Below are 21,438 nucleotides of genomic sequence, written 5' to 3'. Positions count from 1 at the left end.
TTGTCCCTTGGTTGGCGACACATGGGCCGCTCTGCAAATTTAACGTTCTTATCCGCCAATTTGTTCGCCAACGCTGTTACCAAGGATACAGTTTCATGCCCGCCCAAAAAAAAGGCGGCCCGAAGGCCGCTCTGATGCATTCCTGTGCCGAAAATATCACTCGGCCGCCTGTGCGGCCGCCGGATAGACTTCCTTCATATAATCGTTCATCAGCGTCTCGCTGATCGTCGCCGGCGTGAACTTGTATTTGCCGCCGATCTCCGAAACCGGGGTCACCTCGGCCGCCGAACCGGTCAGGAAGCATTCGCTGAATTCAGGCAGTTCTTCCGGCATGATCGCGCGCTCGATAACCTGGATGCCGCGACGCTTGGCAAGCTCGATCACCGTCTGGCGCGTAATGCCGTTGAGGAAACAATCCGGATCCGGTGTATGGATCACACCATCCTTGACGAAAAAGATGTTGGCGCCCGTGGCTTCCGCAACGCGGCCGCGATAGTCGAGCATCATCGCATCGGCATATCCTTTGGCTTCTGCCGCGTGCTTGGAGATGGTGCAGATCATGTAGAGGCCGGCAGCCTTCGCCTTCGAGGGCGCGGTCATCGGATCGGGACGGCGGTATTCGGCAAGATCAAGCTTGATGCCCTTGAGCTTCTCCGCCGGATTGAAGTAGCTGCCCCATTGCCAGATGGCGATCGCGACATTGATCTTGTTGTTCTGCGCCGAGACGCCCATCATTTCCGACCCGCGCCAGGCGATCGGGCGGACATAAGCGTCGGCGAAACCCTGGCGCTTCAGAAGCTCGATCGTCGCTGCGTCGAGTTCTTCCACCGTATAGGGAATCTTGAAGCCCATCAGGTTGGCCGATGTGTGCAGGCGCTCGTTGTGCTCGGTCAGCTTGAACACCCGGCCGCCATAGGCCCGCTCGCCTTCGAACACCGCGCTGGCATAGTGCAGGCCATGGGTCAGCACATGGATCTTGGCGTCCTTCCACGGCACGAACTCGCCATTCATCCAGATCTGGCCGTCTAGCTGGTCAAAAGGAACTGCCATAGTGTAACCTCCGCGGCGCCTGAAGAAGCGTCTTTTTGAAATGGTTTTGCTTCCGTCCGGCCGGTCCGCGAGCTGTTGGCGAAGAGGGGAACGGCGCCTGGGGACGAAGTGGCGATCGGTGGATCGTATCTGTCCTCAAGATTGAAATTAGGCTATCAGGGGCATTAAATTATGTCAACGAAGCTGACTTATCGCATGTCGGCGGAACAGGAATGCGCGTGACCGCAAGGCATGAAAAGAAGACCGATTACAGCGACATCGTCCGCACGCCGATGACGGGCGATGGCGCCATCGATTTCGAAATCATCGAACTCCTGTTCTTCGCCTATCGCGACTTCATTTCCGATCCGGACGCGATACTGGCGAAGAAGGAGTTCGGCCGCGCCCATCACCGCGTCGTCCACTTCGTCAATCGCAATCCGGGCATGACGGTGGCCGACTTGCTCGATACGCTGAAGATAACCAAGCAATCGCTCGCGAGAGTGCTCAAGCAATTGATCGACTCGGGCTATATTGCCCAGGTCGAGGGAACCGAGGACCGCAGGCAGCGTCACCTCTACCCGACCGAGGCCGGACGAGAACTGGCGCTCGATCTGGCAAGGCCGCAATCGCGCCGCATTGGCCATGCATTCGGCGAAGCGAGGGCTGATATGCGGGAGGATGTCGTGCGGTTCCTCGCGGGCATGCGCGACAATGGAGGAAGGAAATGACCGAGCTCGAGCCGATGCCGGACGATGCACCGCATCTTCTCATTGTCGATGACGACACCCGTATCCGCGAACTGCTGCAGAAGTTTCTCAGCGGCAAAGGCTTTCGCGTCACCGTGGCGGCCGATGCCGCCGAAGCGCGCCGCAAGCTCGAGGGCCTCGATTTCGACCTTCTCGTGCTCGACGTGATGATGCCCGGCGAAACGGGTCTGGCTCTGACAAAATCGTTGCGCGAAATCCGCGACGTGCCGGTCATTCTGCTGACTGCGCGCGCCGAGGCGGAATCCCGCATTGCAGGCCTCGAAGCCGGCGCCGACGATTATCTGCCGAAACCCTTCGAGCCGCGCGAACTGGTGCTGCGCATCAACAATATCCTGAAACGCTCCGTCAATCCGTCGAAACCCAAGATCGATCAGCTCATCTTCGGCCCCTTCACCTTCTCCCTGGTCAAGAAGGAATTGCGCCGGGGCGCCAGCCTCGTCGGCCTGACCGGCCGCGAGCAGGACATCATGATGATTTTCGCCGCAAATGCCGGCCAGACCATCGCACGCCACGAACTCGCGGGTACCGGCGCCGATGTCGGCGAGCGGACGATCGACGTGCAGATCAATCGCCTGCGCCGCAAGATCGAGGAAGATCCCGGCAATCCGGTCTGGCTCCAGACCGTGCGCGGGATCGGCTACAAGCTGTCGCTGGACCAGAACGGATGACCGACACGGAACTGCCGCCGATCGTACTGGAAGAACCGAAGCCGAAAGCTCCGCTCTTCGAGGTCGGTCGGTTTTTCCGCCGCAACCTGCCGCGCGGCCTGTTCGCGCGCTCGCTGCTGATCATCGTGCTGCCGATGCTGATCCTGCAGACCGTGCTGGTTTTCGTCTTCATGGAACGCCATTGGCAGATGGTGACCAACCGCCTCTCCGCAGCCGTGACGCGCGACATCGCCGCCATCATCGACATGCTCGACACGACGCCCGGCAACGAAGCGCAGATCATCCATATTGCCGAGGAGCGCATGGGCTTGACGATCAAGCTCATGCCGGGCGGCAAGCTTCCGCCGCGCAAGCCCATCCCGCTGTTCTCGATCCTTGATAAAACGCTGTCACGGCAGATCAACAACCAGATCGATCGTCCTTTCTGGCTGAACACCAGTTTCGCCGAGAAAGAGGTCGAAATCCGGGTTGTCATCGACAATAATCGCATATTGAGAGTGGTGACGCGCCGCGATCGCACATCCGCATCCAATACTCATATCTTCCTGATATGGATGTTCGGCACCTCGCTGGTGCTGATCGTCATCTCCGTCCTCTTCCTGCGCGGACAGATCCGGCCGATCCTGGCGCTCGCCAGCGCGGCGGAAAGCTTCGGCAAGGGACAGAAGATCGCAGAGAACTATTATCCACGCGGCGCGGTCGAGGTCCGGCGCGCCGGCATTGCCTTCCTGCAGATGCGTGAGCGCATCGAGCGCCAGATCGAACAGCGCACGGCGATGCTCTCGGGCGTCAGTCATGATTTGCGAACGATCCTCACCCGATTCCGGCTGCAACTCGCCATCGCCGAGGACGTGAAGGATCTCGAAAGCCTCAATCGCGACGTCGACGACATGAACGCGATGCTCGACGGCTATCTCGATTTCGCACGCGGCCAGTCCGAGGAGGCAGAGGGCGATCTCGATCTTGAAAGCTTGCTAAGCCAGCTCGAACAGACCGCAGGGCTGCACGGCAAGACGCTCACCTCGTCGATCGAAGGCCCATCCCAAGTCCGGGTCCGGCCGAATGCATTCACGCGGCTCGTGACCAATCTGGCCGCCAACGCCTGGCGCCATGCGGCCACTGTCAGGATCGGGGCTAGGAATTCCGCCCGCTTCCTGACGATCATAATCGACGACGACGGCCCCGGAATTCCCGAAGCCATGCGCGAGGAGGTCTTCAAACCCTTCTTCCGGCTCGACGAGGCGCGCAATATCGACGCCTCCGGCACCGGTCTCGGGCTTGCCATCGCCCGCGACATCGCACGCGGCCACGGAGGTAATGTCACGCTCTCGGAAAGCCCGATGGGTGGATTAAGGGCGACGGTGCGCGTGCCGGTCTAACTCTACCGCCCGTAAACCTCATGCGGCACAAGCTCGAAAAAGCGCCGCTTGATGTTGTAACGATCCCAGGCCCTGATCCTGTTGGGATACCGTTCGCGCATCGCATCGAGCGGCCTGAGCAACGCCCCGTCGCACTGCCATTTCCGGTCGAGGATCTCGATGATGCGGCGGTTCGGCCAGGGCTTGTTGACGATGGAGAGGAAAGCACCGAAGGCTTCGTTTTCCATGCCGCGCCCTGCCCGATACGCAATCATGGCGTAGCAAAAGGCCGTCGAGCGGGAAACGCCCGCATGGCAATGGACGAGAATGCGCGAATGCGGGCTCTCCACCGCAGGACGGATGGTTTCGAACAGGCTCTCGACAATCTCGGGAAAATGATCGGTGAACTCAAGCGTTTCCTGGTCGCGCAGGCGCGCGACGATATGCTCGGCATTCCTGATGACGGGCACGTGCTCGGCGGCGAGTGCCGGGTCGATCAGTGACACGACATGCGTAGCGCCCCATTCCTCGGCAACCAGCGCAGCCTTCGGCAGGCATGACACGCGGAAGCGTTCATGGATCCCGTTGAGCGGCATTGTCCCCTTCTCCCCGATCATGTGACTTGATCCGAGATTGAGACCGAAACTGGGAGAAAATGAGTCAAAGCAGCTTCCGTCCATTGGGAATCTGTTGGCCGGGTCCGGCCAGCACGATCGCGCCGCTCTCGTCCTCGAAACCCAACGTCAGCACCTCCGACCGGAACGGACCGATCTGGCGCGGCGGAAAGTTGACGACGCCGAGCACCTGGCGGCCGACAAGGCTCTCCGGCGTATAGTGGATTGTGATCTGCGCCGAGGACTTCTTGAGGCCGATTTCCGGCCCGAAATCGATCACCAGCTTGATCGCCGGCTTGCGCGCTTCGGGAAAGGGCGACGCTTCCACCACGGTGCCGACACGGATATCGACGCGCTCGAAATCGGCGTAGCTGATCTGGTCCGACATGGATTTACCTTGCGAGTTCTTCCGCCCGGTCGCGGGCAGCCTTGATGGCGGCATCGAAAAGCGGCTGCATGCCACCCTCTGCCATCAGCACTTCGAGCGCCGCTGCAGTCGTGCCACCGGGAGACGTGACATTCTTGCGCAGGACGGCAGCGTCGTCGGGCGACTGGTGAACGAGTTCACCAGCGCCCGACACTGTTGCCCGTGCGAGACGCATGGCGAGGTCCGCCGGCAGACCGAGCTTTCGGCCTGCCTCCGCCATGCACTCGACGAGGTAGAACACATAGGCCGGCCCCGAGCCCGAAAGCGCGGTGACGGCATCGATGAGGGCTTCGCTCCCGACCCATTCGACGGGACCGGAGACTTCGAGAAGCGAGTGGACAAGTTTGCGCTGGGCCTCGCTGACGCGCCCGTTCGCGAATGCGCCCGTCACGCCGCGGCCGATCATGGCGGGTGTATTGGGCATGGCGCGCACCATGGGAGCGTCCCCAAGCTGCGCTTCGAGAAAGGCCAACGGCTTGCCGGCGGCAATGGAAATGACGATTGTGTCCGGGCCGATCAGCTTGCGATAGGCCGGAAGCACGGCTTCCATGACCTGCGGCTTGACTGCCACGAAGATCACGCCAGCCTTGAGGTTTTCAGGCGCGGCGGAAACGATATTGAGGCCCGCCTCACCGAAGCGCGCCTTCATCGCCTCGGGCGGATTGGGATCGGCGGCAATGATCGAGGATGCGGCAATGCCGCTCTTGATCCAGCCCAACGCCATGGCACCGCCCATATTCCCAGCACCGATAAGGACGATGGGTCCGGGTAGTGGAAGACTCATGCTTCCCCCACGGTTTCAAACATCACGGCGCTGACGGCGGACTGTGCGTCCATGCCGGACCAGACGACGAACTGGAATGCCTGATAGTAAGCTTCGCAGGCATCGAGCGCAGACGAAAGCAGGACTTCGACCTGCCGGCCGGTTGGCTCGACGCCGCCGGAGAGCAGAAGCGATTGCCGGAAGATGACGATATCGGCGCGCTGCCAGACATCGAAATGACCAAGCAGAACCTCGCCGTTGATATGGGCAATCAGCTTGATCACCTCGTTCATCCGGCTGTCGGGAATTTTGAGATCGAAGGCGCAGGAGAGATGCAGCGCCTCGAATTCCTCCATCCAGGCGAAAGAGACCTGATAGTCGGCCCACTTTCCCTCGACCGTCATGGCGATCTCGTCATCCGCGGGACGCTCGAACGACCAGTCATTGGTGTCCGCGACGAATTCGATCATGTCCACGGGATGGGACTGGCGTTCTGCTTTCAAGTCAAAAAGGCTCATGCGGCACCTAAAAACGGAATCATAGCCTCATCGCGCCCGGAAACAGACCAAACGCGACCGGAAGATTACCGGAAACTCAATGGAATGATCCGCGAACCGATATGGGCATAGTAGGCGTCCTAGCCTGCCCGGAACTTACGCATCCGCTTCGAATCATCTTGTAAAATCAGTGTATAACGGCGGATTCACGAAACCAGTCCCGTCACGCCAAAAAGCTGGTGATAGTTCGCCAGCCGGATTCATAAATTGATTCAATTTTGAATGGTAACCGACTCTCGCATATGGCTTTTCAGGCCTTTGGAGTGGCGGAAACTTTTGTCTTCCGCCGCTCTTCGCAGCTGTGGATAACCCTCCAGAGCGCGGGATCAGGGCTTCAAAGCGGCGAGTTTGGCTTCGAGTTCTGCGAGGCGGGCGGCAAGTGCGTCGTTTTCTTCGCGTGCCTTGACGGCCATTTCGCGCACAGCCTCGAACTCCTCGCGCTTGACGAGGTCCATGCCGTTGAGCCAGCGCTCGGCCTGCGCCTTGAATGCGCCTTCGACCTCGCGGCCCACGCCCTGCACGGCGCCGGCGGCATCGGTCATCAGCTTGGCGAAATCGTCAAGAATGCGGTTCGGTCCATCGGCCATGGCGTGTCTCCCTGGAGATTGTTGGTCGTGGAATTGAGGTAGGACGCGCCTCCGGCCGTTGCAAGGAAAAATCGGAACGCGCGGCATTTTGCGTGACGGGCTGCCTTTGAATGCGCTGTCCGCCGAACCATATCGTGCTATAAGCCGCCGAAAGTTCAGCCCGAATCCGGACATGCCGTTGGACCCCTTCATCCAGACCCTCGCCCTCACGCCCTTCCCTGATGTCGATCCGATCGCCTTTTCTGTAGGACCGGTCGATATCCGCTGGTACGGCATCTCCTACGTCGTCAGCATCCTGCTCGGTTGGTTCTACGCGCGAAAGATCGTGTCGGCGCCGAGGCTGTGGAAGAACGACATACCGCCGATGACGCTGCTCGACATCGATGATTTCGTGCTTTGGGCCGCGATCGGCATCGTGGTCGGCGGCCGCATCGGCTTCATCCTGTTCTATGACCTTCCGGTCTATCTCGCCGATCCCTTGCGCGTCTTCCAAGTGTGGCATGGCGGTATGTCCTTCCATGGCGGTATTACGGGCACGGCAATCGCCATGATCCTGTTCGCTCGCAAGCGCGGCATCAGCATGTGGTCGCTGTTCGATGTGGTCAGCACGGTCTGCGTCACCGGGCTGTTTCTGGTCAGGCTCGCCAATTTCATCAATGGTGAACTCTGGGGCAGTCAGAGCTTCCTGCCATGGGCCGTGATCTTCCCCGGCGAGATGTTCCCGCGTCATCCGAGCCAACTCTATGAGGCCGGTCTCGAGGGCCTGTTGACCGGCGTCGTGCTCGCGATCATGGTCTTCCGGTTCGGCGCCCTCAAGCGACCCGGCCTCGTCGCCGGAACCTTCGTCAGCCTCTATGCCATCAGCCGCATCGCCGTCGAGTTCGTCCGCGTGCCGGATGAGCAGGTCGGCTACCTCCTCGGCACAAGCTGGCTGACCATGGGCATGGTTCTATCCGTGCCGATGCTGCTGCTCGGCCTGTGGGCGATCTGGCGCGCCAACCGGATGGCCATCGCTGCATGACCACGCCGCTTGCGGAGAAGATCAAGGCGATCATATCGGTCAATGGCCCGATCAGCGTCACCGATTATTTCGCGCTCTGTCTGGCCGATCCGGAACATGGCTACTACAGGACGCGCGATCCGTTCGGCCGCGGTGGCGACTTCGTCACCGCGCCCGAAGTCAGCCAGTTGTTCGGGGAAATGATCGGCGTCTTCCTGGTCGAAGCGTGGCAGAAACATCTCAGGCCGACCCGCAACCTGCGCATCGCCGAGATCGGCCCCGGTCGCGGCACGATGATGGCGGATATCCTGCGCACCATCCGCCAACTGGCGCCGGAACTCCATGACGCGGCAACCGTGCATCTGGTCGAGACCAGCCCGGCTCTTCGCAGGATCCAGCAGACCACGCTGGCATCTCACTCGGAAAAGCTGGCATGGCACGAGAGCTTCGACACGATTCCACCCGGCTTCCTCCTGTTCGTGGCCAACGAGTTTTTTGACGCGGTGCCGATCCGGCAATTCGTCAAAACCGCGAACGGTTTTCGTGAGCGGTTGGTTGGCGCCGATGAGAAAGAAAATCTCGCCTTTGCCGCCGGGGTGACGGGCGTCGATCCGGCCCTCCTGCCGGCAGGGCACCAGGCTGCCGCACCCGGTACGATCGCCGAAGTCGCACCGGCCCGCATGGCAATCATGCAACTGCTGTCGGACAGGCTTTTCGACGGCGGCGGCACGGCATTGATTATCGACTACGGCCACTTGGCCACGGGGCTCGGCGATACGCTGCAGGCCGTCTTCAAACACACTTTCGACCCGCCGCTCGCTCATCCTGGCGAGGCGGACCTGACGAGCCATGTGGATTTCCAGTCGCTGGCGGAGATCGCCCGGAGCCGCTCCATCGCAGTCAACGGCCTGATGACACAGGGCGAATTCCTGCTGAAGCTTGGCCTCCTCGAACGCGCGGGCGCGCTTGGTCGCGGCAAGAGCCCGAAGCAACAGGCGGAAATTCAGGCCGCCGTTGAAAGGCTCGCCGGAACCGCCCCGAACCAGATGGGTGAACTTTTCAAGGTCATGTCGGTTTCAAGCCCGGATGTGCAGTTGGCACCGTTTATCGATTGAGTTGACACCTTCCATATGCTTCTGCAACATCCCGCCGCAATGACCGCTTCGCCGCGTGCCCAGCGCCAGACTTCGAAAGGCCGATCCTCGATGATATCAGCCGCGCGACCCTCCCCGATCCAGAGTCCCCTGCTGAGCGAGAATGCTGGAACCGGCATTGCGCATGGCTTCTTCACGCGGGCGGGTGGCGTATCGGAAGGTCTTTACGCCGGTCTCAATGTCGGCCTGGGCTCGCATGACGAACCCGAGCGTATCCGCGAAAATCGAGCGCGTGTCGCCGGCTGGTTCGGCGCCGGCGCTGGCGATCTTGCCACGCTCTACCAGATCCATTCGCCTGACGTCGTCACCGTGGACAAGGTCGGCGACGGCGAGCGGCCAAAGGCCGATAGTCATGTAACGGCCACGCCGGGCGTCGTACTCGGTGTGCTGACCGCCGATTGCGGGCCGATCCTTTTTGCCGACCCGGTTGCCCGCGTCATCGGTGCCGCCCATGCCGGCTGGAAGGGCGCATTCGACGGCGTGCTCGAGAACACAATCGCCGCGATGGAGACACTTGGCGCGAGACGCAAAAACATCGCGGCCAGTCTCGGCCCATCGATCTCCAAAGCCAATTACGAAGTCGGCCCCGAGTTTCATGCCAGGTTCATCGAGCGCAACGCCGATTGGGCGCGGTTCTTCACGCCATCCGAAAAACCGGGACACTTCATGTTCGACCTGCCGGGCCTGACGATCAGCCGGCTTGAACAGGCTGGCGTCCGGGCGGAAAATGTCGATGTCTGCACCTATGCGGACGAAGAGAGATTTTTCTCATATCGCCGCACGACACATAGAAACGAGCCGGACTACGGACGGCAGGTTTCAGCAATAATGATACGGGAGGACTAAATGGCGCTACATTTTTCGAGAGACGAATTCGCCTCCCGCCTGGAATTGGTCAAGGCGCGGATGAAGGAAGAAAAGCTCGATGCCCTGCTGATCTTCGCCCAGGAAAGCATGTACTGGCTGACCGGCTACGACACATTCGGCTACTGTTTCTTCCAATGCTTGGTGGTGAAAGTCGACGGCCAGATGGTGCTGATGACGCGTTCCGCCGACCTCAGGCAGGCTCGACATACATCCATCATCGAGGACATCCGCATCTGGGTCGATCGGACCAATGCCGACCCGGCGCAGGACCTCAAGAACCTCTTGATGGATCTCGACCTGCTCGGGACGAAGATCGGCGTGGAATACGACACCCACGGCCTGACCGGTCTCAACGCCCGCAGGCTCGATCATCAGCTGACGTCCTTCGGCACCTCGACCGATGCCTCCTACATCATCTCAAAACTTCGGCTGGTGAAGAGTGCGGCCGAAATTGAATATGCAGAGAAAGCCGCGGCACTTTCCGACGACGCCCTCGATGCAGCCCTGAGGCTCGCCAAATCAGGCGCCAACGAGGCCGATATTCTCGCCGCAATGCAAGGCGCGATCTTCGCCGGCGGCGGCGACTATCCGGCCAACGAGTTCATCCTTGGCTCAGGCGCTGATGCCCTGCTGTGCCGTTACAAGGCCGGCCGCCGCAATCTTGATGCCGTCGACCAGCTGACGCTCGAATGGGCCGGCGTCTTCGCGCATTATCACGCGCCGATGATGCGGACAGTCATCGTCGGCACGCCCAACGACCGGCAGAAGGAACTCTATGCCGCCTCGCGCGATGCCATCGAGGCGATCGAAACCGTCCTGATCACCGGCAACACATTCGGCACCGTCTTCGACACCCATGCGCGGATCATGGACGAGCGTGGCCTCGCCAAGCACAGGCTGAACGCCTGCGGCTATTCGGTCGGCGCGCGCTTCTCGCCGTCATGGATGGAGCACCAGATGTTCCATGCCGGCAATCCCGAACCGATCCTGCCCGGCATGACGCTCTTCGTGCACATGATCATCATGGATTCCGAAACCGGCACCGCCATGACCCTCGGCCAGACCTACCTCGTGACCGATGGTCCGGTGAAAAGCCTGTCGCGCCATAGTCTCGACCTGATTTCGGTATGAGTTAGGCCGGTCATTCCACCCCGGCCCCGGAACGATTGACTCGCGCAAGGATAACGAACGATACTTCCGGGCCGTCGGGGGTATCGGGCGGGGTTGGAGCCTTTCATGATGCGCAGGGTTTATCACGCATTGGCGGCGGCTGTTTTCATGGCTCTGCTCGCCGGCTGCAACACCGACGGTCTCACGCCGCAGGCGGAAATTCCCGGCGCCAGCCAGACGACCCAGCCAACCCAAGTGGATCAGCAGACCAAGGTCGCCGAGGTTCCGCAGGACCGGAAGCCAATGATCGATTCCGAGCCGGACCAGACGTCGACCGTGCGCTCGCCGCAGAATACGCTCGAGGCCCAGGCCCAGGCGATCGAGGGCGGCCAGGACAATCCATCCGAGACAAAGGTCAAGCAAACCGGCAATCTCGGCGCCAATCTCTACAAGACGGATGCCGACACCACGAAGGTCGCCAGCCTCTATTCGGCGAAGGCCACCGAAGGCTCGATCCGCTTCCTGCCGATCATCGGCGCGCCCGTGCAGGCCGTTACGCCCTTGTCCAAGGAACTCGGCGTCTCGGCACGCGGCAACGGGCTGACGATCAAGAGTTCGAGCGACCAGACCGCGCAACATGTCTTGAAGGGCTATCTCAGCGCCTTCAGTGATGGCAACAAGGTGACGGTCGTCTATGTCTGGGATGTGCTCGACAATGCCGGTGGACGGTTGCATCGCATCCAGGGGCAGGCAAGCGTGCCCGGTGGGGGCGGAGACGCCTGGGCTTCGGTCCCCGCGAGCGTCATGCAGGAAATCGGCGTCAACACGATCGCCGAATACATGAAATGGAAGCAGTCGCTGGGATAGAGACCGCAAACTGCGACCATTCGCACCTCATCGACGTTTCCCAACAGGAAAATCCGGCTATCCCCTTGCAATCACGGTGCAGCGCGGTATTAGAGCGCCATCCTGCATGAAATCAGGCGGACCCACATGAAGGTATTTTCTGGTAATTCCAACCGGCAGTTGGCCGAGGCCATCTGTGCGTACCTGAAGGTACCGCTTGGAAAGGCCAGCGTCCGGCGCTTCGCCGATCAGGAAATCTTCGTCGAAATCCAGGAGAACGTGCGCGGTGAGGATATCTTCCTCATCCAGTCGACGTCCTACCCGGCCAACGACAACCTGATGGAACTGCTGATCATGATCGACGCGATGCGTCGGTCCTCGGCAAAGCGCATCACTGCGGTCATCCCCTATTTCGGCTACGCCCGACAGGACCGCCGCGCGTCCGGCCGCACGCCGATCTCGGCCAAGCTGGTCGCCAACCTCATCACCGAAGCCGGTGCCGACCGCGTGCTCACGCTCGATTTGCATGCAGGTCAGATCCAGGGCTTCTTCGATATTCCTACCGACAACCTCTTCGCCGTGCCGATCCTGACCCGTGACATCAAGTCCACCTATGACCTTGATAACGTCGTGGTTGTTTCACCGGATGTCGGCGGCGTGGTGCGCGCCCGCGCGCTTGCCAAGCGCCTTAACGACCGCAACTTGGCCATCGTCGACAAACGTCGCGAACGCGCCGGAGAGTCCGAAGTCATGAACATCGTCGGCGACGTCGAAGGCAAGGACTGTCTGCTGATCGACGATATCGTCGACTCCGGCGGCACGCTCTGCAACGCCGCCGACGCGCTACTGGCACAAGGTGCTGCCAGCGTCACGGCCTACATCACGCATGGCGTTCTCTCGGGCGGCGCTGTCGATCGGGTCGCCTCGTCGCAGCTGCGCGAACTCGTCACCACCGACTCCATTCAGCCCCCGACCCGGGTTCTCTCCGCGCGCAACATACGTGTCATCAGCACCGCGCCTCTCATCGGCGAGGCAATCAATCGCACAAGCCTTGAAGAATCGGTCTCGAGCCTGTTTGATTGATCCTGGCGTCGATGACAGCGCCGGGAGGTACCTTTGGCGCTCAGCAGAGACGAAATCTTCCTTCACCCTGAACTGCATGCCCATATCAAAGTTCAGTCCGCGTCTCTGGTGGGAATGTTCCAGCAGGATGCCCGGCTGGCGGCGGTGTTTGCCACCCAGCAGCGCTGGCTGATGTCCCATGTCGGGCTTGCACTCTATTTCCGGGGCATGACAGCGGGCGGCCGCACAGGCCTTCACATCACAACCTTCCTGCAGACAGTCGATAACGCGCGCATCGCGAGCCGGAATACGGCCGATTCCTACCTCAAGGAAATGATCAAGTACAAATATGTGGAGATGCTTCCCTCGCCGGAGGACAAGCGCGTCCGCCCGCTGGCACCGGCTCCGCATGTCCTGATGGCGATCAGCGGCTGGCTGCGCATTCACCTGGCGAGCCTCGACAGCCTTGTGGGCGGTGAGCGTCTTGCAAATTTCGACCGTGATCCGTCGGTGATCTCGGAAATGCAGCCGATCATCTCCGACGGTCTCGTCACCGCGCGTGCGGTTCGCCATCCCGAGAAGACGTTTTCGCTCTTCACCTGGCTCGACAATGGCGGTCTCGTGATGGATTGGGTGATCACCAATATGGAGAACGCCCCGATGTCAGCGGAACGCGTCGCTGTCGGAAACGTGTCCACGGTGGAGATGGCGCACCGGCTCAATCTCTCCCGCACCCATCTCGCCCGCAAGCTGCGCGAGGCGGAAAGCATGGGCTCGATAGGCTGGGAAGGCCGCCGCGGAGATTCCGTCATGTGGGTCTCCCGCGGCTTTCGCGAGGAATATGCCGGCGCCCAGGCCGCCAAGCTTTCGATCGTCGACCACGCCTGCGAGGCCATGTTCGGCACGAGAGCCTGATCACCCGTGCATGCCGAGCCGGTTGATCTTCCGGTGCAGCGTGGCGCGGCTGATGCCGAGCATCTGCGCCGTCAGCGACACATTGTTGTTGTTGCGTGAGAGCGCCCGGCGAAGTGCCGCCCGTTCCGCCTCCAGCAGATCCCTGCCCTCGGCATCGAGATGCTCATGCAGAAGATCGGCCGCCGGCATGCCGCTGTCGATCATGTGGTCGTCGAGCTTGAGCGCCAGCCGTGCCGCCCGGGTCGCACCGAGCACCATGTCGTCGCGATCCACAGCCAGCAGAGCAGAGCCCGCATGCGACGAGGACTGGACGAGCACGATGCGCGCATCCTTGTAGGCGCGCCGGAAGAGATTGATCTCGATGCGGGCGGCCGAATCCCTCACCGCCTGGGCGAGCATGGGCATGACCATCTCGGTCGCATCGCGGCGTGCGGTGGAAATATCGATCGCCGCCACGATCCGGCCCTTGTGGTCGCGCACGGGCGCAGACGCGCAGGACAGGCCGATATTGGCGGAAAGGAAATGCTGGTCGCGGAACACCGTTACCATCCGGCCCTCGGCGAGTGCGGTGCCGATGCCGTTGGTGCCAACGCTCGCTTCGCTCCAGAGCGCGCCCATCCACAGGCCGAGATCCCTGAATTCCTTGTCTTCGGAGGCCACGCCGCGGCGGTCGAGCACCACGCCTTCGCTATCGGTGAAGACAAGACAGCAGCCGGCCTTGCCGACCATGCCGAACAGCCAGTCGAGTTCCGGCGACGCCTCTTCGACGACATGGCCGGAGCGGCCGAGTACCTCCTGGAATTCGGCATCCATTAACCGCACGGGCGGATGCGCCACCTCTGGCGCAAGCCCATGCCTGGTCAGACATCGCCGCCAGGATGCCGTAATCGGCGAGGCAGCAGGTCCGGATTTCTCGTTGGCCAGGGCATAGACCCTGTCCGCATGCTGGTTCTCTTCAAGCATTCGCTCCTCCCAAAGCATCGTGCTCGCATTCCACACCACGACCATAACACGGCGCGCCCGCATTGTTAGCAGGCATTTGGTCGAATTCACCCTGCATATATTAGCCAATCCGCCTTGAGGCACGAGAGCCCTCCGGGCCTTGCGACATCGGGTGCCACGACGTGTGATGCATTATTGAGACAGGTGCCGGTTCACACCGGCAGCGGCTGGCCATTGATGGTGATCTTGCCGCGCCCGTCCACCTTCACGTTCCAGAGCATCGAGCCGTCGGCCTGGGTCTTGCCGAGGCCCTTCGCCATCAGCGCGAAGAACGACGCCTGGCCGAAGATCGGCACCGTCTTGGAATTGTCCTGCAGGAACTTCACCGTTTTGTCGAAGTCCTTCGCGGTGATCGTCAGATCGGCCTCCGACTGAGCGTCGTCGCGGCCCGGTCGCATGAACAGCGAGCCCTCAAGGCTGAGGTCATAAACGTCGGAACGGGCATAGGTGTTGGAGAACTGCATGGTCACGCGCCCATCCGGCAGCATCACTTTGCGTATGTCGGTATCATGCGCTGCCATGTCTGGCTTCGAAAACGCCTCCCAGACCGGCTCGAATTTGAAGCCGAAGTAGCGCGCGTGAACCGCCATCTCCTTGGGCAGCGCCTTTTCCAGACCCGCCGGCCAGAAGCCCGGCGTGACGGAGGGATTGTAGGCGGTCGCGCCGAACACGAGGGCGCCATCCTTGGCCATGTCCTCGAACGACCAGTCGTAGGCCAGTTTTTCAACCATGAAGGCCTTGCCGGAAGAGTTTATCCTGACACCGGAAATCGCTGTCTTTCCGCCGAAACCATCGACGAACGGCTTGTGCATGCCGACGATCGACGAAAGCTCCTTCAGTTCTTCCGGCTTGAGAGACTTGATGTCCTGCGCCCTGCCCTCGGTGCGCCAAAAGGCCATCAGCTTGGCGATGCCTGCAATGTCGAAGCTCCTGGCGCTCAACTGGCCTTCGAGCGTTTCGCCAGTGATCTTGACCTCAGGATTGGGGAATGTGCCGAATGTCTGCGAAAGCCCGCTGCCGTTGTAATCGGACACGACATCCAGGACACCTGCCTTCACGTCGGTGGACCGTATCTTGGCCGAAAAGTCCTTGATGCCGGCCTTGATCGTGTCCTGGCTCGAACGCATCGTGGAGGTGACGTCATTCACCGAAATATCGGCTTCGCGAATAAAGGGAATGCTTGGGTCGAACTTGCCCTTGTCCTTGAGTTCACCGATTGAAAGCTGGAAGGCGCTTGTCCGGTTGGCAGCGAGAAGTTCGGTCGCCAGCCTGAAGCTGCCCTGCGTGGAAAAATCCCATAGCCCATCAGTGCCTAACGTGAGCGCGTGGATGACCGGCGTCACTTCCTTGACGGTCCACGGCGCGGTGCTCTTCGCCAGCAGTCCGGCGAGATCAAGCGTCACATTGAAATGATCGGTCGAAGGCGCCACCGTCACCGCGCCGGCCTTTCTCATCGCCGCCGGCAGCGACGAGGAGATCGCTCCCTCGATCCGCTTGGCCTCCGATTCATTGATCTCGGCGGCCAGCGAAGCCAGCGGCACAAACGCGACAGTGAGGACGAGGACGTTGCGAAGGGCTGCGTTCATACGAAAGACTCTCCTGTGAAACCCGCGATCACTAGTGGTGCTATTTGCGGGCAAGTTAAGGCAGCGTCAACGGTCGCTATGGCGCAAACAAAAACGCCGAACGCGAGGTCCGGCGTTTTCCAGATCAGTTGGTCGTGAAAATCAGATCTTCATTTCCTGGCCATTGATCATCACCTTGCCCGTTTCGTCCAGCTTGACATTCCAGACAATTGTGTCGCCCTCGGCCTTGCCGAAGCCCTTCATCATCAGCACCATGAACGACGCCTGGCCGAATTCCGGCACCTTGGCCGCATTGTCCTGGAGATACTTGATCGTCTTGTCGAGATCGCGCGCGGTGATCGTCACATCGACGATCGGCTTGTCGCTGTCATCAGGATTGACCTGCATGTTGCCGGCGAGCGAGAGGTCATAGACGGCGTTTTTCGCAAACACATCCGTGAACTCGATATGCATCTTGCCGTCCGGCAGGACGATCTTGCCGATTGCGGCGTTTTGTTCCGGCGTCAATGGCTCCGGTTTGGTGAAATCGGCATGCTCGACCATGTAGTTCACGACGCCTTCGAGATCGAGATTGCTGATCGCCACGGCGAAATTGGCGGATTCGGGCACCGCGCCTTCCGTTCCCGGCGGCAAGAGGCTCGCCGGAATGACCGGCTTGGTCATGCCCATGTTGAACCGGGCGCTCGCATCCTTCTTCAGCCCGGTGAAGCCAATGCCGTAGGTGAAGCTTTCCAGCGACACGTCCATGCCCTGGGCGCTGACCTTGACGCCGTCGAACTTCAGCTGCTCGTCGAACTTGTCGGTGAAGGGAACGTTGGCCTTGATCAGCGTCTTGAGCTTGTCAGCCTGGGCCTGGTCGAGCTTCTGAACGTCGGCTTTGACAAGGTCGAGCCCGAAGACGAGCAGGTCGCGCAAGGCATTGATGCCGAGGCGCTTGGCCTCGATCGTGCCGGTCATGGAGTTGGCGGAGATGACGACGTTGTTGGTCTTGTCGACGATCGTCTCGGTCAGATTGGCCATGGCCATCGTGCCGGAGAGATCGACGATACCATCTGCGACCTTGTCGCCCTTCATGTCGGCGGACATCGTGTCCATCGACATGTCGATATTGGCCTCACCGCCCGTCGTGGTCATCTTGACCTTGTCGATGCTGTACTTGCCCGTCGTGAAATAGCTGATCGACGGGTCGAACATGCCGTCGAACACCATCCTGTCGATCTTGTAGGTGAAGTCCTGCTTCTTGCCCTCGGCGGTGAAGCTGCCATTGACGTCGAAATTGTCGTTGACCTCGACCTTCCACATGCCACCGTCCTGCGGCGTCAGGTAATGCACGAACGGCTTGAGGCCGTTGATCGTGAACACATCCTTCTTGACGTCCTTCAGGAGCGGCATCAGGTCGACGGAAAGTTCGTAGCGATTGGCGGCAGGCGTGACCTTGAGGAAGCCCGTGTCGACCACATCCTTCGGCAGATAGTAGGTCAGCTTTTCCTTGATCTGGTCAGCGCCGGCCTGGTCGATTTCCGCTGCCTGCGCATGAATAGGTAGAATGATCGCGAGCGCCGCGACGGTGGAAAGAAGCGCCTTGCGCATGATTGGACCTCCAGGTGCCTGTATGCATATGATGTGTTCGACGGGAGATTGCCCCGATGCTTAGAGCCTTTCATTGTTAAATGGAAGGCTCTTGGGTCCCGTCAATGCCGCATCTGGGTGAGGCGGATACTACAGGAACGGTTGACCCGGTCGGGAAATTCGCCGACATGGCGCCTTGCAATCCCGGAACTTCTGGTCTATGAGCCCGCATCCGCCCAGACACCCTTGGAGGCACGGCGGAGGTATGCCTATGGCATGCCGGTTCCCGGTTTCATCTGATGCTTGGAACTCTCCATAACACTTGAAAGGAATAGCCATGAGCCACGATACTTACGAGCTCAAGGCCGAGCTGCGCGAACGGGTTGGTAAGGGGTCCTCCCGTGAACTTCGCCGCAAAGGCCTTATTCCTGCGGTCATCTATGGTGACAAGCAGGAACCTGTTGCCATTTCCCTGCCCAGCAAGGAAGTGACACTGAAGATCCACTCCGGCGGTTTCATGACCACCGTTGCCACCATCGATGTCGGTGGCAAGAAGATTTCGGTTCTGCCGAAGGATTACCAGCTGGATCCCGTCCGCGACTTCACGATGCATGTCGATTTCCTGCGCGTGGGTGCCAACACCCAGGTGAACGTCGAAGTGCCCGTGCATTTCATCAACGAAGCGAAGTCGCCCGGCATCAAGATCGGCGGCGTTCTCAACATCGTTCGCCACGAAGTCGAGCTGCATTGCCCGGCCGATTCCATCCCCGAATTCCTCACGGCCGACCTCTCGGGCCTGAAGATCGGCGACGGCATCCATATCTCGCACATCAAGCTGCCGCAGGGCGTTACGCCCGTGATCGGCGACCGCGACTTCACCATCGCAACGATCGTCTCGCCGGCTGGCGGCACGACGGGCGAAGAAGAAGCGACCCCGGCAGCCGAAGGCTGATCCGCGGCTGGACATTGTCCGGCCACATCGCATGCATTCTCAGCCGCTCGGCCCCTGGGCCGGGCGGCTTTGCCGTTTTAGCGGTTCGAGATTTAGCGACATCTTAAGACTCGTACGCCTATAGTCACTGCCGCGAAACCCGCAGACCGTAGCGCGAGCATCGACATTCCGGTGCTCGGCGAGCGGTGGTAGAGAGTGAGACGGCGCCTAGATGTTGGCCCATTCTGTCGAGAAGCGGTTCATCGCCATCATCTTTGCCGTTCTCGTCCTTCTGGTCGCCCCGCTCTTCGTGTTGTTTTTTCAGCTCTCAGCGAGCCGGTATGAGAAAGACGCTCTCGACCGCGGCGCGATTATCCTCGAAGCCAATGCGAAGGCGCTTGGCAAGCCGCTCTGGGATTTCGATACCGAAAGCGTGAAGCAGATCGCCCGCGCTATTGCGACGGGTCGCTCCGTGATCGAGGTGCATGTTCGCGACGTCTCGGGCGAGATCGATATATCCGTACCGGAAAAGCCGACCGGCGAATTTGAAGGCGAGCTTTTGACCGCCGAAGTAACCTACCAGTCCATCAGCGGCCTCAGGACCGTCGGCACGCTGGAAATGCGCCTCGCGCCGCAGTCCATGTTCACCGGCGACCATCGCGGCGACTTCGCCTTCATCGCCATATTCGTAATCGCGGTGCTTGCGATTTTCGTCACCGCAATCATCGGCAACCGCCAGATGGTCATCAAGCCGCTGCTGAAGCTGACGGCGGCGATAGAGGCGACCCGCAGGCTCGGCTTCCGCCACCATGTGGACTGGGTGGCGGATGACGAAATGGGCGCTCTTGCCGCCAATTTCAACGAAATGCAGGAGCGTCTTTCGCGCGAGGAGAACGAGCTCAAGCGGGCACATGCGCGGACCACGGAAATATACAACCGCACGCCGGCCATGCTCTACTCGGTCGATGCCGACGACAATCTCATTGCCGTCAGCGATTACTGGCTGCTGGCAACGGGCCATACTCGCCTGGCGGTCATTGGCCGGCCATTCGCCAGCCTGCTGGAACCGGAATGCCGCATCCTCTATGGCGCGCGCAGGCGCATTTCGCTCGATGGCCATCTCGATCAAGGCGTTACGCTCAAGTTCCGCTGCGCCGACGGCCGCGTCATCGACGTGCTGATCATGGAAGCGGCAATGGAGCAAGCCGCCAGCGAGACATCGCTCGCCCTATCCGTGATGACCGATGTAACGGAACTCAAGGCTGCCGAGCGCCAGAACCATCTCCAGGCGATCACCGATCACCTGACCGGCCTCCTCAACCGGCAGGGTTTCGAGATGGCGATCGAGGACAAGATCCGCATCGCCGACCTCGAGAAATCCGAACTGGCCTGCCTCTTCGTCGATCTCGACCGTTTCAAGTGGATCAACGACAATCTGGGGCATGCGGCCGGTGACGAGGTTCTCAAGAACGTGGTCGCGGCCATCGGCACGCAGCTCAGGACCACCGACACGATCGCTCGTCTCGGCGGCGACGAATTCGCCATTCTCGTCAGCGCCAGATCGGCGAAGACGGCCGCGCTCGAAATTGCCGCCCGCATCAGCACGGCCGTCGAACGGCAGATGGACGTCGCCGGCAGCATCGTGAAGCTCAGCGCCAGCATCGGCATCGCGCTCTATCCCGAACATGCGCCCAACGCCGCCGAACTGCTGCAGAAATCCGATCTCGCCATGTATGCGCGCAAGAAGGCGGGCAAGAACGGCACGCGCTTCTTCGATCCCGATCTGGCAAATGCGGCGCGAAACCGCGCCTTCATGGAAAAGAATATCGAAGCCGGGCTCCGGGAAGACTGGTTCGACGCTTATCTGCAGCCGATCTTGAACCTTCAGACCGGCCGCGTTGCCGGCTTCGAAGCGCTGATGCGCCTCGTCCACCCGATCGAAGGCATCATTCCGCCGGCGGGCATCATCCAGATCGCCGAAGAGACCGGCTCGATCGGCCGTGTCGGCGAACGGATTTTCGAGAAGGCCGTCAGCCGTCTTGCCAGCTTTTCGAAGCATGCAGCGCTCAGCGACGCCTATGTCTCTGTCAACATCTCGCCGCTGCAATTCGAGCCCGCCATGCTCGACCGGATGATGGCTGTCCTGATGAAATGGGGCGTCCTGCCCTCCCAGATCGTCGTCGAGATCACCGAAGCCGTGCTGATGCACCACAATCCGGTGATCCAGCAGGTGCTCGAAGCGTTGTGCAAATCGGGCTTCCGCATCGCACTCGACGATTTCGGCACGGGTTATTCGTCGCTGAGCTACCTCAACCGCTTCCCCGTCGATATCGTCAAGATCGACCAGTCCTTCATCCGCTCCATGACCGAGGACGACGAGACCTCGCGCCGGAAGAGCCGCATGCTGGTCGAAGGCATCAAGACGATCTCGCACCAGATGAACTGCATCGTCGTTGCAGAAGGCATCGAAAAGCAGGAGCAGCACGACGCGCTTGCCGCCATGGGCGTCGATGCCGGCCAGGGGTATTTCTTCAGCCGCCCGCTGCCGGCACTGGAAATCATCGCCAAATATGCCACGCTCGGGGACGCGTCCCTGCCGGCCGCCAAATCCGCATAACAACAG

Annotated in this window: 21 protein-coding genes; 12 read left to right on the top strand and 9 right to left on the bottom strand. The window is 60.7% G+C overall.

Annotated features, from left to right (window positions below; genetic code table 11):
• Nucleotides 1-156: 156 nt before the first annotated feature.
• Nucleotides 157-1,050, bottom strand: coding sequence for a branched-chain amino acid aminotransferase (locus ACSQ26_RS04185; protein ID WP_436006573.1), 894 nt, complete (start codon nucleotides 1,048-1,050; stop codon nucleotides 157-159).
• A gap of 272 nt (nucleotides 1,051-1,322) precedes the next feature.
• Here ACSQ26_RS04185 and ACSQ26_RS04180 point away from each other — a divergent pair, with 272 nt between their 5' ends.
• The 3 genes from ACSQ26_RS04180 to ACSQ26_RS04170 are packed head-to-tail and all read left to right on the top strand — an operon-like array spanning nucleotide 1,323 to nucleotide 3,846.
• Nucleotides 1,323-1,760 (top strand): MarR family winged helix-turn-helix transcriptional regulator, encoded by a 438-nt coding sequence (locus tag ACSQ26_RS04180; RefSeq protein ID WP_436015094.1) that lies wholly within the window; start codon nucleotides 1,323-1,325, stop codon nucleotides 1,758-1,760.
• Nucleotides 1,757-2,467 (top strand): response regulator, encoded by a 711-nt coding sequence (locus tag ACSQ26_RS04175; RefSeq protein WP_436006571.1) that lies wholly within the window; start codon nucleotides 1,757-1,759, stop codon nucleotides 2,465-2,467. Before ACSQ26_RS04180 ends, ACSQ26_RS04175 begins: the two co-directional genes overlap by 4 nt.
• Complete coding sequence (locus ACSQ26_RS04170; protein ID WP_436006569.1) at nucleotides 2,464-3,846, top strand: ATP-binding protein; 1,383 nt, start codon at nucleotides 2,464-2,466, stop codon at nucleotides 3,844-3,846. The genes ACSQ26_RS04175 and ACSQ26_RS04170 overlap by 4 nt, the downstream gene beginning before the upstream one ends.
• Before the next feature lie 2 nt (nucleotides 3,847-3,848).
• On the opposite strand, the gene ACSQ26_RS04165 is transcribed toward ACSQ26_RS04170, so the two are convergent.
• From ACSQ26_RS04165 to ACSQ26_RS04145, 5 genes are all read right to left on the bottom strand, one after another.
• Nucleotides 3,849-4,421 carry a protein-tyrosine phosphatase family protein gene (locus tag ACSQ26_RS04165; protein WP_436006567.1) on the bottom strand — a complete coding sequence of 191 codons (573 nt, stop codon included), beginning with the start codon at nucleotides 4,419-4,421 and terminating at the stop codon, nucleotides 3,849-3,851.
• Nucleotides 4,422-4,485: 64 nt separating this feature from the next.
• Nucleotides 4,486-4,827 (bottom strand): tRNA-binding protein, encoded by a 342-nt coding sequence (locus ACSQ26_RS04160; RefSeq protein WP_436006565.1) that lies wholly within the window; start codon nucleotides 4,825-4,827, stop codon nucleotides 4,486-4,488.
• A gap of 4 nt (nucleotides 4,828-4,831) precedes the next feature.
• Nucleotides 4,832-5,650, bottom strand: coding sequence for a pyrroline-5-carboxylate reductase (gene proC, locus ACSQ26_RS04155; protein WP_436006563.1), 819 nt, complete (start codon nucleotides 5,648-5,650; stop codon nucleotides 4,832-4,834).
• Nucleotides 5,647-6,147 (bottom strand): YbjN domain-containing protein, encoded by a 501-nt coding sequence (locus ACSQ26_RS04150; RefSeq protein ID WP_436006561.1) that lies wholly within the window; start codon nucleotides 6,145-6,147, stop codon nucleotides 5,647-5,649. The genes proC and ACSQ26_RS04150 overlap by 4 nt, the downstream gene beginning before the upstream one ends.
• Nucleotides 6,148-6,512: 365 nt before the next feature.
• On the bottom strand, nucleotides 6,513-6,773 hold the full coding sequence (locus ACSQ26_RS04145; RefSeq protein ID WP_436006559.1) for an accessory factor UbiK family protein: 261 nt from the start codon (nucleotides 6,771-6,773) through the stop codon (nucleotides 6,513-6,515).
• Between the two features lie 172 nt (nucleotides 6,774-6,945).
• Here ACSQ26_RS04145 and lgt point away from each other — a divergent pair, with 172 nt between their 5' ends.
• From lgt to ACSQ26_RS04110, 7 genes are all read left to right on the top strand, one after another.
• Nucleotides 6,946-7,794 carry a prolipoprotein diacylglyceryl transferase gene (gene lgt, locus ACSQ26_RS04140; RefSeq protein WP_436006557.1) on the top strand — a complete coding sequence of 283 codons (849 nt, stop codon included), beginning with the start codon at nucleotides 6,946-6,948 and terminating at the stop codon, nucleotides 7,792-7,794.
• A complete protein-coding gene (locus tag ACSQ26_RS04135) occupies nucleotides 7,791-8,888 on the top strand; it encodes a class I SAM-dependent methyltransferase (RefSeq protein WP_436006555.1) in 1,098 nt (365 codons plus the stop codon). The genes lgt and ACSQ26_RS04135 overlap by 4 nt, the downstream gene beginning before the upstream one ends.
• Nucleotides 8,889-8,978: 90 nt before the next feature.
• A complete protein-coding gene (gene pgeF / locus ACSQ26_RS04130) occupies nucleotides 8,979-9,773 on the top strand; it encodes a peptidoglycan editing factor PgeF (protein ID WP_436015092.1) in 795 nt (264 codons plus the stop codon).
• On the top strand, nucleotides 9,774-10,925 hold the full coding sequence (locus ACSQ26_RS04125) for a M24 family metallopeptidase (RefSeq protein ID WP_436006553.1): 1,152 nt from the start codon (nucleotides 9,774-9,776) through the stop codon (nucleotides 10,923-10,925).
• A 105-nt stretch (nucleotides 10,926-11,030) separates the two neighbouring features.
• Nucleotides 11,031-11,771 (top strand): hypothetical protein, encoded by a 741-nt coding sequence (locus ACSQ26_RS04120; protein WP_436006551.1) that lies wholly within the window; start codon nucleotides 11,031-11,033, stop codon nucleotides 11,769-11,771.
• A 126-nt stretch (nucleotides 11,772-11,897) separates the two neighbouring features.
• A complete protein-coding gene (locus ACSQ26_RS04115; protein ID WP_436006549.1) occupies nucleotides 11,898-12,833 on the top strand; it encodes a ribose-phosphate pyrophosphokinase in 936 nt (311 codons plus the stop codon).
• Nucleotides 12,834-12,866: 33 nt separating this feature from the next.
• The gene (locus ACSQ26_RS04110) at nucleotides 12,867-13,727 is read left to right on the top strand and encodes a hypothetical protein (RefSeq protein WP_436006547.1); all 861 of its coding nucleotides are present in this window, start codon (nucleotides 12,867-12,869) and stop codon (nucleotides 13,725-13,727) included.
• Here the strand turns inward: ACSQ26_RS04110 and ACSQ26_RS04105 are convergent, their stop codons facing one another.
• The 3 genes from ACSQ26_RS04105 to ACSQ26_RS04095 all read right to left on the bottom strand — a co-directional run bounded on the left by ACSQ26_RS04105 (nucleotide 13,728) and on the right by ACSQ26_RS04095 (nucleotide 17,905).
• Entirely contained in the window at nucleotides 13,728-14,690 is a 963-nt protein-coding gene (locus tag ACSQ26_RS04105; protein WP_436006545.1) for a helix-turn-helix domain-containing protein, read from the bottom strand.
• Between the two features lie 191 nt (nucleotides 14,691-14,881).
• Entirely contained in the window at nucleotides 14,882-16,315 is a 1,434-nt protein-coding gene (locus tag ACSQ26_RS04100; RefSeq protein ID WP_436006543.1) for a hypothetical protein, read from the bottom strand.
• 141 nt (nucleotides 16,316-16,456) lie between these two features.
• Nucleotides 16,457-17,905 carry a hypothetical protein gene (locus ACSQ26_RS04095; RefSeq protein WP_436006541.1) on the bottom strand — a complete coding sequence of 483 codons (1,449 nt, stop codon included), beginning with the start codon at nucleotides 17,903-17,905 and terminating at the stop codon, nucleotides 16,457-16,459.
• A 316-nt stretch (nucleotides 17,906-18,221) separates the two neighbouring features.
• Here ACSQ26_RS04095 and ACSQ26_RS04090 point away from each other — a divergent pair, with 316 nt between their 5' ends.
• Nucleotides 18,222-18,836 carry a 50S ribosomal protein L25/general stress protein Ctc gene (locus ACSQ26_RS04090; protein WP_436006539.1) on the top strand — a complete coding sequence of 205 codons (615 nt, stop codon included), beginning with the start codon at nucleotides 18,222-18,224 and terminating at the stop codon, nucleotides 18,834-18,836.
• Between the two features lie 214 nt (nucleotides 18,837-19,050).
• A complete protein-coding gene (locus ACSQ26_RS04085) occupies nucleotides 19,051-21,432 on the top strand; it encodes a putative bifunctional diguanylate cyclase/phosphodiesterase (protein ID WP_436015090.1) in 2,382 nt (793 codons plus the stop codon).
• Nucleotides 21,433-21,438 lie beyond the last annotated feature (6 nt).

The organism is Rhizobium sp. LjRoot254 (assembly GCF_964254105.1).
Classification (GTDB): domain Bacteria; phylum Pseudomonadota; class Alphaproteobacteria; order Rhizobiales; family Rhizobiaceae; genus Rhizobium_E.
Note: the sequence above shows the minus strand (reverse complement) of the source record. Positions and strands in the feature narration are given on the sequence as shown.